This is a genomic window from Synechococcus sp. CBW1002 (genome assembly GCF_015840915.1).
In the GTDB taxonomy this organism is placed as follows: Bacteria; Cyanobacteriota; Cyanobacteriia; order PCC-6307; family Cyanobiaceae; genus CBW1002.
This window is the reverse complement of record NZ_CP060398.1, coordinates 1,910,795-1,923,729: the sequence shown is the minus strand read 5'-3', so window position 1 is coordinate 1,923,729 and position 12,935 is coordinate 1,910,795. Positions and strand designations below refer to the sequence as shown.

Annotated in this window: 8 protein-coding genes and 5 pseudogenes; 10 read left to right on the top strand and 3 right to left on the bottom strand. The window is 51.0% G+C overall.

Annotated elements, in window-relative coordinates:
* Positions 1-813, bottom strand: coding sequence for a phosphate/phosphite/phosphonate ABC transporter substrate-binding protein (gene phnD, locus H8F24_RS09270; RefSeq protein WP_231598262.1), 813 nt, complete (start codon positions 811-813; stop codon positions 1-3).
* Positions 722-1,339: a transposase gene (locus H8F24_RS09265; RefSeq protein WP_197158702.1), complete on the bottom strand. Its 618-nt coding sequence runs from the start codon at positions 1,337-1,339 to the stop codon at positions 722-724. Before H8F24_RS09265 ends, phnD begins: the two co-directional genes overlap by 92 nt.
* A 603-nt stretch (positions 1,340-1,942) precedes the next feature.
* Here H8F24_RS09265 and H8F24_RS09260 point away from each other — a divergent pair.
* The 10 genes and pseudogenes from H8F24_RS09260 to H8F24_RS19425 all read left to right on the top strand — a co-directional run bounded on the left by H8F24_RS09260 (position 1,943) and on the right by H8F24_RS19425 (position 12,617).
* Entirely contained in the window at positions 1,943-3,217 is a 1,275-nt protein-coding gene (locus tag H8F24_RS09260) for a hypothetical protein (protein ID WP_197158701.1), read from the top strand.
* Positions 3,218-4,438: pseudogene (locus tag H8F24_RS20165) on the top strand (cysteine peptidase family C39 domain-containing protein); the annotation flags it as partial.
* A gap of 312 nt (positions 4,439-4,750) precedes the next feature.
* Positions 4,751-5,374: pseudogene (locus H8F24_RS20160) on the top strand (ATP-binding cassette domain-containing protein); the annotation flags it as partial.
* An 11-nt stretch (positions 5,375-5,385) separates the two neighbouring features.
* Positions 5,386-7,575 carry an ATP-binding cassette domain-containing protein gene (locus H8F24_RS09250; RefSeq protein ID WP_197171872.1) on the top strand — a complete coding sequence of 730 codons (2,190 nt, stop codon included), beginning with the start codon at positions 5,386-5,388 and terminating at the stop codon, positions 7,573-7,575.
* Positions 7,576-7,809: 234 nt separating this feature from the next.
* Positions 7,810-9,360, top strand: coding sequence for an IS5 family transposase (locus H8F24_RS09245; RefSeq protein WP_197158698.1), 1,551 nt, complete (start codon positions 7,810-7,812; stop codon positions 9,358-9,360).
* 185 nt (positions 9,361-9,545) lie between these two features.
* Positions 9,546-10,268: pseudogene (locus H8F24_RS09240) on the top strand (IS1595 family transposase); the annotation flags it as partial.
* Between the two features lie 58 nt (positions 10,269-10,326).
* On the top strand, positions 10,327-10,836 hold the full coding sequence (locus tag H8F24_RS19430) for a transposase (protein WP_197170293.1): 510 nt from the start codon (positions 10,327-10,329) through the stop codon (positions 10,834-10,836).
* The gene (locus H8F24_RS09235; RefSeq protein WP_231598145.1) at positions 10,812-11,891 is read left to right on the top strand and encodes an IS3 family transposase; all 1,080 of its coding nucleotides are present in this window, start codon (positions 10,812-10,814) and stop codon (positions 11,889-11,891) included. Before H8F24_RS19430 ends, H8F24_RS09235 begins: the two co-directional genes overlap by 25 nt.
* Positions 11,892-12,104: 213 nt before the next feature.
* Positions 12,105-12,353: pseudogene (locus H8F24_RS09230) on the top strand (transposase); the annotation flags it as partial.
* A gap of 96 nt (positions 12,354-12,449) precedes the next feature.
* Positions 12,450-12,617, top strand: a complete 168-nt coding sequence (locus H8F24_RS19425; protein WP_231598206.1) for a hypothetical protein — start codon at positions 12,450-12,452, stop codon at positions 12,615-12,617.
* A 183-nt stretch (positions 12,618-12,800) separates the two neighbouring features.
* On the opposite strand, the pseudogene H8F24_RS19420 reads toward H8F24_RS19425, so the two are convergent.
* A pseudogene (locus tag H8F24_RS19420) lies at positions 12,801-12,926 on the bottom strand (IS630 family transposase); the annotation flags it as partial.
* Positions 12,927-12,935 lie beyond the last annotated feature (9 nt).

Here is a 12,935-nt window from a genome sequence, read left to right as displayed (position 1 = left end):
CTACTTCTTGGCAGACCTAGGAGTGGTGCGCAAAAAATCATATTCGTCATCGGAGACATTCCTGAACAGATCAACATTTTCTATTTCTTCAGTAACTTTGGTGTCATCAAGGGAGAAGAATGCATCTTCAATCTTGCTCTTCAGGTCGCTGGGAAGCGTGCTGTCGATGACCCAGGCATCATTTGGAATACGCCTTGAGTTGCCAATAACAACTAGATCAGAAAAAAGCGTAGGACTAGCGGCTAGAATCTTGGGAAGAAAACGCGAAGAGACTGGGCCAATATCGGCCTTATTGGATGCCAAGGCATTAAGAATGGCTTTATGATTATCAAGCCTAACGACCGTATAGTCAACTCCCGCTGAAAGGCCTAGAGAAGCCAATTCTCGGTTGATAAGGACAGACTGAGATGCCGACAGAGGATCCCCAAGTGCAACTCTCTTGCCGCGGGCGTCTGATAGCTCTTTGATATTAGAGTCAGCGCGAGCTATGAAGACGGAGTAATAGTAGGGTAGACCCTTAGAGCTCTCGCCCGCAAATAGCTTGTAGCCCGAATTAACCGGAAGAGTGGCATAAGCATAGGGGCCAAGCTTCGCCATTGCATATTTATGGATTTTAATGCTGTTCATGCCCGCTTGATAGGAGGGCATGACCTCAACCTTTACATTGCGAGATAGACTTTGAGACAGGTAGTCTGCCAGCGGCTTAAATTGGCGCTCTGTTTCAGTCAGTCCACCAGCACCTTGAATTCCCAAAATCAGATCTTTTTGCTGGCTGGACGTAGTGCATGCTGCTAGCGAAAGCCATGCGGTGATAGACAGCGCTGCAGATAAACACCGAGGTATACGTAGGGCTGATCTTTGCATAATGCTTTGACTTTAGCCTTGTGATCCAGTTGAACCACAGAAATTTACAAAATTGTAGCACCTCACTTAGCTGGACCAAAAGCTGACTGTCATGAGCGCCTCGGGAGGCCGTTCCCCGAGGCAACTCAACATTGCCCAGTGCAACCACTGTAGATTCATACAAAGAATTCAAGCCTTGCGCGTGAGTCTCTCGGGCACGAAGGTGTTCAGACTTGATCTCTTTCTCCAGTTCCTTCTCAACCCTGAGCATCCGCTCGTGACTATCGCCTTGTGCTTGGAGGCACTTGGCCTGCACCATCCCAGCCTTCTGGCACAGCCGCAGGATCTGAATGAACTGGCCCTTGAGGGCATCAAGGTTGCAGCGCCGGAATTCACTGATACGGCTGTGATCAGGTTGCTGATGACCGGTCAGCACGCGAAACGCCAGATCCTCGCAGCAGGCACGCTCGATCTTGCGGGAGGAGACGATGCCCACGCAGTAGGCGTAAAGCAAAAGCATCGTCAACCGCTGCGCGGAAGCCTGTGGCTACATCCCGCAGATCAAAGCCCTTCTCTCCGCGGGGATCCTTGGCCTGAGCGGGGATCAGGATCGCCGAGAGATCGAGCTCATCGACCAGATCGAGCAGGAAATACACCTGGTGGTCATCCGAGAGCCAGTCACTCGGTGATGGCGGCAGCAAGGTGGCCTGCTCCGGCTGGCAGGGGCGCAAGGATTTGGGCTTCTTAATGCCCTATTTTCTCACCCAGATCCATTGCAGTCACTGGGATCTGGGCAGATTTAGGAGCGTTTGTGGAGAGTGCAGACGGTGATCTCTGCGCGACGGGCTCCTAGGAGGCGTGCGAGCGGCCACGAGCACGGATTGAGCTCACTTTTAGGTATGTTGACACCAAGCAGACGGGAAGTCAGCGTTGGATCAGGCCTGTGTTGACAAGGGAGGGGCTTCATCCGCATAATGAGAGATAGTCACACCCTCGATCTCAGGACGCATTGGATAGCATATTTTCCAAGGAAGCTCTCGATGCTCGTCGATCGACTCCCATTTCACGACCGGCCTCATTACTGCTGCTTCCTACGCGCTTGGTGATTGGAACACTTTTTACCGCGGCCTTTCTTGCAACAGCCTGGGCAGCCGTTGCACCCATTCCGATTAGAGTTCCCGCAAGCGGGATCATTCTTGATGTCAATCAAAACATCCCAGTCTCCACAAACTCCTCCGGAAGAGTTATTCTCTTTAGCCCTGAAATTATTACATTGCGCCAAACTGTTGACCGAGAAATAATCTCATTCTATTTTCAGCGGATATCTCAATTGCCGAGCACAGAGCAGATGATCCAGCTGGCCAACGCCCTCCTCGAAGACTCGACAGACCAAAGCTTTAGAAAGTACGCGGCATTAACTAGTACAACGTCATTAGCGGAAACGATTGGCACATCCGGCTTCGCAGTCAAAGAACACCAGATTCTGGGACTTATTATTAACGAGACTGAACGCGCCGACCTGCGCACGAGCGTTGGCAGAACCTATTCAGGCCTTAACGAGATTCGAGCAGCCCGCAGAGCCGCACTCACTGATATAGAGATGTATCAAAAAGAGTTGCGCCTCAAGAGTGATTTAGTTTCGTCATACGAGGGATTATTGACGCAAGGTGCCTCAGACAACCAGCAAGTGCTTTCTGCCAAATCTGCAGCCGCGCAGACTGCCACTCAAATAACTAATCTTAAGTCCCGCCTTGCGGAGTTAGAAGCCAAAGAAAAATCGGCACAGGCTGAATTGTTCACAACACTGAAAGGATTTATCAATAAGCACTATATCATTTCCCCGGCCGAAGGGTATGTCGTTAGTCTTGACTTGGGAACTCAGCAACTTGTAGAGGCAGGCACAACTGTAATGTCCATTTCCTCCGTCCCCCCAAGCCAGCTTCCCGATCAAGTCATCGGCTTTGTTGATGATAATTACTCAAGCCTTGTCCGGACAGGCATGAAAGTCGTCGCCACACCACAAGGGGTAGACAAGTCTCAATACGGAGGGATTAAGGGATACATCACGCAGGTCTTGCCTTACTCAAAAGATCGCGAGACCATCGCCAAACTAAGTGGCCTACAGTCTGCAGTGGGTGCGGCATCAAATTCCGATCAAACTCCTACTGTTATACTAATGGCCCTAGAGAAAGTTGGTGCAGACAATCAATACAGATGGACGGGTAATAGCAGCCCCGACGCCGCCCCAAGAGTTGGGGTTCAACTTGACATTAGTATAGCTGTCGACACCCAAACTCCGCTGCAGATTGCAATACCGTATTTCAAGAAGTATACAGGACTTGAAGGCCCCACGACCTTCCCAGGAAATCAATAGATGAAGTACGTCAAGCCGGTTTTACAGTATGACGTGGTTGAGTGTGGCGCTGCCTCGCTCTCTGCAATTCTTGCTTACTATGGAAAGTACAAGAGTATTTCGGAATTGCGAGATGTCTGCGGCGTCTCCAGAGATGGCTCTAATGCACTCAATCTCCTGAAGGCGGCCCGTACACAAGGCATGGAGGCGAGGGGCTTTCGAATTCCCGCTGATCAACTAACCGATGATAAACTGCCTTGCATTATCTTTTGGAACTTTAATCATTTTCTTATCCTCGAAGGCTTCAAGAATGGGCGCGCTTATCTGTCCGATCCGTCACAGGGTCGTTGGTCCTTGCCAGCCTCTGAATTTCTTAAATTCTATACCGGTGTAGCTCTTGTAATCAAACCCGGCCCAGAATTCAAGAAGAGTGGAGCGCCTACTAATCTCTTGAAAGAGATATTCAGGGTACCTTTTTACTATCCCAAGATTACTCTAGTAAATCTAGCGATAGGAGTAATAGGAATTGTCCCAACGCTATTCCTCTCGTCATCTACGTCCGAATTTGTCAACTCTTTCCTAAGCAAGCAGCGTGCATACTATGGAATGCCAATTGTCATTCTTATCTTATTGGCCATTATCTTTATCTTTGCTTCCTCCAATATTAGCTCGGCAATTGCTCGCCGTTTGCAATTTAACCTGAGCAGGCGCTATAGCGCCGCTATTTTTTCAAAGCTTTTCGAGGCCAATTATAAATTCATAGCTCAGCGCTCTGCATCCGAGCTATCAAGTCGAATGACGCTAGGATTGGTTTATTCTCAGAGCGTTATCAGCATTATATACTCTTATGGAACAACATTGCTTCAAGCTGCAATTGTTTTATTTGCAGTCTTTCTTATCTCTTGGCCCTTAACTCTATTGACCTTGTTTGGTACCATGCTGAACATGTACTTTACCAATAGGCAAATTGCAGGAACTGCAGACGACAATAAGAAGCTCGCCATGGATCAAGGACTTCTCTATTCCAAGGGATTGCTTTCTATCGTTGATATAGAAACAGTTAAGTCTACCGGGATGGAGTCGTCTTCTCTTAATTCATGGATGGACTACTTTGTCCCCGTTAATCAGACTTCTCAAGAACTAGGGATCAAGCAAACAAATCTTTCCACCCTGAGCTTTGCTAGCACGTTATTTCTCGATATTGGCTCAATTTTACTGGGTGGATACTTAATACTCGTCGGTGAGTTTACTGTTGGTGGACTATTAGCATTTCAATTCCTTAGCAGTATTTTGCAAGCTCCAATCACAGCCTTGGTACAATTAGGTCCAGCCATGCAAAGCCTTGAGGGTGTGATTGGAAGGGTCCAAGACATTAACGGATCTGACAAGGACCCCAACGTGCGTTCCCTTGTAGCAAATTTAGATTCAACATTTGGGATACTTCCACAGGATTCCTCTTTGGAGATCCGTAATATTAATTTTAAATTTAGCCTCTATGAAGATTATTTTTTTAAAGATTTATCTATGATTATTCCTGAAAAGTCGCATACAACAATTGTTGGCCCGAGTGGATCAGGTAAGTCGACGCTCTTAAAGATAATTTCTGGCTTGATTGAGCCTGAATCAGGCAATATCTATGTTGGCAAGCTGAAGATTCAAGAGATTGATACAGATTACTTTCGCAAGTTTCTTGGCTACATACCTCAAGACGTTATGCTATTTGATACTGACTTTTATGATAATATTGCTCTCTGGGATACGCGCATACCAAAGGAGCAGATTTACTCCTCATGTCAAGATGCTGAGATTGAATCCAAAATATTAGAGTATGCTGAATCTTATTCAAAGCGTCTTGGTTCCTTCGGGTCAATCTTAAGTGGAGGCCAGAAGCAGAGGCTGACAATAGCTAGATCTCTTGCCAGAAATCCCAGCATTTTGATTCTTGATGAGGCTACGAGTGCACTCGACGATGCAACCGAACAAGCTGTCCTTAACAACATAAGATCTCGTCAGATTACAACAATTACAGTGGCTCACAGGCTATACTCAGCCCTTAGTAGTGACTATGTTTATGTTATGGATGGCGGAAAAGTTATTGAATCTGGTCCCCCTTCTAAACTTCTACAAATGAACGGAGCCTTTAACAAAATGGTAGAGCTTGAGAAGGTAAGCCAATGATCAATAACAGCATGAATGACAATAACGACTCCTTTTCTCAATCAAGGATTCAAACATTGCAGGCCATTTTAGACTGCACCGATGATCCATCGTTACTTGATCAGTCCTTGCCAGAGCGAACCAATATTGATGCCTATGATGCCCTTGCTTTTATCCACTCTTTACTTGCAATAGATACTACCCTTCGCCTCGTCAAGGATACCAGTCTTGTAGATTTATATGAGTATAACCAGATCCATTTGCGTCGAACATCCATTGATACGATTGGGGTATCAATAGCCGATCCTCCCACCTTGCCTACTCTCGTCATTCGGGATGATGGCTCCCATGTCGTATTCTTTACACGCAAAGGAAAAAGCTACACCTACAATCCATATGATGGCGCCATAGCAAAAAATCCTGATCCCAATATCCTAAGAAAGCCAAATAAGATCTTTGAGGCATATTCGCACTTTCCGAGTAGTGTTACATCTCCATTTTCATTACTCAAATACGCGTTCCGAACAGATACTATTAAATTGCTCGTTATCGTATTTGCCTCGCTCTTGGTGGCCATACTTGGATTAGCGGTACCATGGATTACCAGCTTTCTAGTGCAGACGGTCATCCCTTCGTCAAGCCTTTCGCTTTTAATTCAAAGCATTATACCAGCGACTCTTATCATTATTAGTTCGGCAATATGTAGACATTTTCAGTCGCTTTCTCTCTTGGCCATTGAGTTTAGCGTCAATACCAAATTGCAGACTGCCGTGTGGACCAAGGTACTTAAGTTACCTTTTAAATTCTTTCAAAAATATACGGCAGCTGACTTAATGATGCGCGTATCATCTATATCGACAATCAGGCAACTTCTTGGGAACCAAGTACTACTGGCCCTGCTTACGCTAGTATTTTCGGCTGTCTACTTTGTATTGATGTTTACATATGATCGAAATCTAGCTTTTGTTGCAGCAGGAGTGACCCTTGTAAGCATTGTAGTTACTGTATTTTTAATTCATAGGCAATCACTTCTACAGCTACCCAAGGCTAAAGCCTATGCAGATATGGCCGACTTTTCGTACCAAACAATATTTGGAATGCCTCAGATCCGCTCCACAGGAAGTGAGCCCTTTGTTTTCAAAGAGTGGACAAGTAAGATTTCATTGGCAACCAATCTTGATCGTCGAATCATGTACTGGAGTGGCTTATTAAGCAGCTTTAACTCGATTTGGAATCCTCTAGGAACACTTGCAATTTATTTTTATTTAGTCTATAATTTTATACTCTCACCAGGCCAAGCCGATCCCAAGCAACTTGTCCAGTCTATCATTATCTTTGTTCCTTTTTACAGTGCTTATGTGGCATTCAATTCTCAGCTGCATTCAGCTGTAAGCAGCCTCTCTAGCGTCGCGTCTCAGGCGGTGGTTGAATGGGATCGCGCTAAGCCAGTCATTTTTGCTCAAGAAGAACAAGGTTATTCTCCTTCTGCAGTGATGGCTAATATCAAGGGGGCAATATCTTTCAACAATGTTTCATTTATCTATGAAAACGATAGTGACTTTCTATTTAAAGAGTTGTCTTTTTCTGTGCAGCCGGGCAGTTTTACGGCCATAACCGGGAAAAGTGGTTGCGGTAAGACAACTATACTCAAATTGCTTCTTGGCCTGTACGAGCCATGGTCGGGCTCCATCGCAATTGATGGGACTCCGTTGTCTAAGCTGAACATTAAATACTATCGTCAGCAAGTTGGAGTCGTCATTCAATCAACAAGACTTCCGCCGGGAAGCATTTTCGAAATTGTTAGTGCTGGTAAATATTATACAGAAGAAGAAGTGTGGCATGCTTTGAAACAGGCAGCTATTGATGAGAGGATTCAAAAACTGCCAATGGGGCTTGATACAATCATAACCGAAGTTGGTTCCAGTATATCTGGTGGCGAGCGTCAAAGGCTAGGGATAGCCCGAGCTCTTATTTCAAAGCCTAAGGTCTTGTTGTTAGATGAAGCCACGAGCGCTTTGGATGCCATGTCTCAGGAAGTCGTTAGCAAGAATATTAGGGATGCAGGTTGTACCCGAATTGTGGTAGCTCATCGGCTTTCAACCATTCAAGAAGCAGATCAGATCCTTTACATCGAAGATCATCGCCTTAAGGCAACTGGATCCTTCCATGAACTAGTCGCGCAGGGGCTCTTGACTGACAGTCTTACAAGCTACACCAGTTAGAGTGCAGTCTTGTCATTAAGCACGAAGACACCAGCGTCCGAGCTCACAATACTCGGGCGCGTCCCCTTCTGCCAGGAAACGTTGCCACCTCTCCATCCCGACCATTCTTTCCACAAGTAGGGACTCCTGAAAAATCCAGATCCATTGCGCCGCAGCTGGTCTCAAGCATGAGAAACCGCTAAAGTGGCCGTGAATCAGGCAATCCGTGATTGCCTTTACTCCTGATCGCTCCATATGTACCGGAGGCACAATAACGGTCAGATCTCAATCAAGGAGTTCCACCTGCCATTTGGCGGCACACTTGATCCCGAGAATCGCTGGGTTCAACTGGAGGGGCTGATCCCATGGGGTGAGCTGGAAGAAACCTATGCCCCTCAATTCAGCGCCACAATTGGCGCTCCAGCCAAATCAGTGAGAATGGCCTTTGGTGCTCTCTACATCAAACAGAAGTTAGGGCTCACCGACGAAGAGACAGTCCATCAGATCAGAGAGAACGCCTATATTCAGTTCTTTCTCGGCTTTGCGGGCTACACAGCCAAGGCACCGTTTGATGCCTCGATGATGGTGCACTTTCGCAAGCGTTTCTCTGACGAGGATCTGCGCCTTATCAACGAGCTGGTGGTGCAGCGCGGCAAAGAGATCCTTCTGGAAGCACTTGCTCAGGCAGCAGACGATGACGACCATGATGATCGTGATTCCAGTGGAGGAGGCGCTCAGCTAGAACTTGATGCGTTGATCAAGCCTGCTGACTGGCCAGAAGGAAAGAATTGGGGCACTCTCACGATTGATGCCAGTTGCACTCCAGCCGACATCACCTATCCCAGAGACCTCAAGCTCCTCAACGAGGCTCGCACAACGACCGAGCGAGTCATTGATGATCTGTGCAGTCAGTCATCGGGATTCAGGAGACATCGACCTCGCTACGACCGTGGCCTTGCTCGTGCTCATTTCCTGAGAGTGGCGAAGCAAAAACGACCACGTCGCCGCAAAGTGAAGGCTGCCATTAAACATCAGCTTGGCTATGTGCGGCAGAATCTCAAGGCCATTGATGCTCTGATCGGCTGCGGGGCAAGGCTTTCCGAGCTTAAGAGGCATTGGTGGCAGAAGTTGTTGGCCTGCAGCGAGTTGGAGCGGCAACAGGGCCTTCTGCTCGCCTCTCAGACCAACAGCATTCCAGACCGCCTAGTGAATCTTGTGCAGACCCATATCCGCCCAATGGTGCGAGGCAAAGCACGTGCTGCGGTGGAGTTTGGAGCCAAAGTCAGTGTTTCGGTTCAAAACGGCTTTCCGTTCCTGCACCGCATAAGCTGGAACCCCTACAACGAAGGAGAAGACCTGATCGCTCAGGCGGAAAAATACAAGCTGGATACAGGATCTTACCCAGAGCGCATCTGCGCCGACCGGATTTATATCACGGCCAAGAATAGGCATTTCTGCACGAGGAACGGTATTCGCCTCTCCGGCAAGCGATTGGGTCGCCCGCCCAAGGATCCTGATGTCACCACTGCACACAAGCACCAGCTCCGATCTGATCAAGCTCGACGCAATGAAGTGGAAGGCGTCTTTGGCTCTGGAAAGCGCAAGTATTCCCTGGATCTGATCATGGCTCGTCTACCAGCTGGTGCCGAATCCTCCATCTCGATGGCCTTTGTCGTGATGTGCGCGGAAAAGGTCTTGAGGCTGCTGCGCCTCCTTTTTGTCCTTCTTTTTGGGTGGATCTACAGCTTTTTTATGGCCTGGTCAGCGATCAGAGCGCCTGAGGGCATCTGCAGGCCAGGCTTTTGAGATCTGGCCGACTTGATGTCACCGCGCTTGCCAGCCTGATTAACGCGAAGCAAACGGACGAATCCGGCGCCGATGGGCCGAGAATCTTTTTCAGGAGTCCCCAAGTAGGCTCTTGATTAGGTAGCAAGCTCCGTCAGAGCCCTTCCAGCGCGTAGACTGATACACATGTACCCGTCGGGATCGCTATGGCCATGAATCGGATCCAGTTCCAGCCGAGTCTTTCTCTGCCTCAGTTCATAGAGCTCTACGGCACAGAGGAGAAGTGTGAGGCCGCACTTGAGCAAGCGCGCTGGCCAGATGGCTTTCGTTGCCCACGTTGTCACACTCAGGAGCATGGGATCATCCATGGCCGGCGCCACAAGCGCTACCAGTGCCGGAACTGCCGCCATCAGGCCACCCTCACGGCCGGTACCATCATGGAGGCGACCAAGTTACCCCTGACGACCTGGTTCCTCGCTTTCTATTTGGTGGGACAGGCCAAGACCGGCATTTCCTCCCTCGCCCTGATGCGCCATCTCGGAGTGAACTACCGCACCGCGTGGCTGGTTCACAACAAGATCATGCAGGCGATGAGCGAGCGGGAGGAGGCCTATGTCCTGCGGGGAAAGGTGCAAGTGGATGATGCCTACCTTGGGGGAGAACGACGTGGTGGCAAGACAGGTCGAGGATCGGAAAACAAGGTCCCCATCGTTGCCGCCGTCTCCCTTGATGACACTGGCTGCCCGGTTCATGTGAAGCTTTCAACAGTCCCGACGTTCTCGTTTGCAGCTATCGCTGACTGGGCCCAGGATTCATTGGCGATAGGGTGTGAAGTGGTATCTGATGGACTGGCTTGCTTCCGAGCCGTGGCAGAAGTCGGTTGCTTCCATCACCCTGTGGTAGTGAACGGACGCCATCCCAACCCCCTGCGTCAGGAAAGAAGTCCGCTCGGTCTGACCCATCCACTAGGGGGCCAAACCGAGGACCATGAAACCGATTTATGACCAGGCCGTGCGGGCTGAGATCCGCAATCGCATGAGCCCGCCCAACCGAGAGAGCGTGGCCGAGATCGCTCGCTCCACCGGCATCACTACCCAGACCCTCTACAACTGGCGCAGTCAGTGGCAGAAAGAGGGCCAGCTGGTGCCGGCCACCAGCAAGCCGCCGGAGCAGTGGGGCGCATCCGACAAACTGGCCGCCGTGATCCAGGCCGCAGGCCTCAGCGGCCCCGATCTCGGCGCTTACTGCCGTGAGCGGGGCCTCTACCCCAAACAGCTTGCCCGCTGGCGCCAGGCCGCTGAGGATGCCAATGGCCCCAGCGCGCCGACCATGACCGACCACAGGGATCTACAGCGCAAAAACCAGGAGCAGGCACGCCAGATCCGGCGCCTTGAACGTGAGTTGCAGAAGAAGGAAAAAGCTCTTTCGGAGGCGGCAACATTGCTGATGCTGTCAAAAAAGCTCGATCAGCTTTGGCTGCAAGAAGAGGAGTCCTGATTCCGTCAGAGCAGAGAAATAAAGCCATGGACTTTCTCCATGAAGGCCTCAATGCAGGAGCTTCCATCAAGGCTGTTGCTGATCTGATCGGCATCTGTTCACGCACTCTGCGGCGCTGGGGGCTTGATATCAGCGGCCAGGGATTCAGTGTGGACCGCCGCAAGGGTGCCCCACGTGAAGTGGCTCACAGATTCACGGCAAAAGAGCGGCAGCGGGTGATTGACTCCGTCAATGATCCGCGCTTTGCCGATCTTGCGCCTGCTCAGATCGTGGCCATTCTTGCTGAGGAGAGAATGTATGTGGGTTCAGAGTCGACGATCTATCGCATCATGCGGCAGGAAGGCCTGCTGAATCATCGTGGCAGGGCCCGCTCTCCCCGCGAGCCAAGACCAGTCCCGGTGCTGGAGGCAACAGGAGTTTACCAAGTGCTGGCCTGGGATATCACCCTGTTGCCCGGCCATGTCAAGGGTCAATTCTACTACCTCTACATGGTGATGGATGTGTGGAGCCGCCGCATCCTTGGAGTGGAAGTGCATGAGCGCGAATGCAGCGTGCTCGCCAGCGCATTCTTTGATCGCGTCTGCCGCGATGAAGGAATCAACAAGGAGACTGCTGCGGTCCTGCACTCGGACAATGGCGCCCCCATGCGCTCATTCGCCTTGGCGGCCAAGATGGCGGAGCTGGGTGTTTCGCTCTCGTTCTCCAGGCCGCGCGTCAGCAACGACAACGCCTACGCTGAATCATGGTTCCGTACCATGAAGTACCACCAGAGTTATCCGCTACGGCGCTTCCGGGAACTGCTCTCGGTAAAAGCCTGGGTGGATGGCTTTGTCGAGTGGTACAACGCTGAGCACCGGCACAGCGGCATCAAGTACGTGACGCCCAATCAGCGGCACTACGGCCAGGCCGATGGGATCTGTGCCATCCGGCAGAAGACCTACGAAGAAGCTCGGCAGAAGAATCCGCAGCGCTGGAGTCGTCACATCCGTGACTGGAGCCAGCCACAGGTTGTGAGCATCAACCATCCCCGTCCGCAGCAACCTATCGCTACTTGACCCTCAACAATCCAGGCCCCCGTGGCTGTCCGATGGCGCCCCTCGGTGGGCGCCATCGGACACAGCCGCGAACAGGGGCCGGACGCCCCAACCCCGACCAAAGACAGCCATCGATGACAACGACACCCCGGCCACGGCGACCCTGAACCTCAACCCGCAGTACACTCAAGTTCGGTGCTCAGCTCAGCACCCCGAGCGGACAACTTCCCTGATAGGTCCCGCAATGAGCTGCCTGAATTCCACTGGATCAACACGATACTCAGCAACCTGAAAACCAGCTTCAGCGGCACGTTTCACGCCTTGCGATTCGATAAGTACGCCGACCGCTACCTGGGCGCCTTCACTTACCGCTTCAACCGGCGCTTCAATCTTTCGGCGATGACGGACCGGGTGGTTCATGCCGTCTGTATCTGCACCGCACGTCCCGAGCGTCACCTCAGGAATGCGGAGCTTGCTACCTAATCAAGAGTAGGCTTGATGGAGTGGTTCGATGCGTCGTTACAGCGAGGCCGTCAAGGCTGATCTGAGAAGGCGGATGACCCGCCGCAACGCCAGAGCGTGGCCCGGATTTCAGAAGAACTGGGCAGCCACGTGATCACCCTCTACAAATGGAGGAAGACCTGGCGGTTGCAGGGGGAGGTGGTGCCGGCATCCGAGAAGGATCCTGAGGGCTGGGGCGTCGCCACCGACAAGTTCACGGTGGTGCTGGAGACGGCAGGGCTGTAGCCGTAGGCCTGCGAAGCAGTACGCCACCGCGCTCAGTGCCTACTGCCGGGAGCGAGGGCTGTACCCTGAGCAGGTTAACCCTTGGCGGCAGGCAGCCCAGGATGCCAATGCCAAGCCGGTGCTGACGATGGCTGAGCAGAAGGAGCTCGAAAGGCTCCAGGACCAGCGGGAGATCAAGGCCCTCTAGTGTGCCGTCCCGGAGATTTGCAAGCAAAGTCGCTGGAGCTTCTCCAGGATTGAATCTGCTGTGGCCGTCCAGTTGAACGGGGCTTTGGTCTTGTTGTAGGCCGCCACGAACTGCTCGATCTTGGCGATCAG

Coding starts and splice junctions, on each gene's coding strand:
- H8F24_RS09250 (WP_197171872.1), top strand. CDS start 5,386: ATGAATGACAATAACGACTCCTTTTCTCAATCAAGGATTCAAACATTG.
- H8F24_RS09245 (WP_197158698.1), top strand. CDS start 7,810: ATGTACCGGAGGCACAATAACGGTCAGATCTCAATCAAGGAGTTCCAC.
- H8F24_RS19430 (WP_197170293.1), top strand. CDS start 10,327: ATGAAACCGATTTATGACCAGGCCGTGCGGGCTGAGATCCGCAATCGC.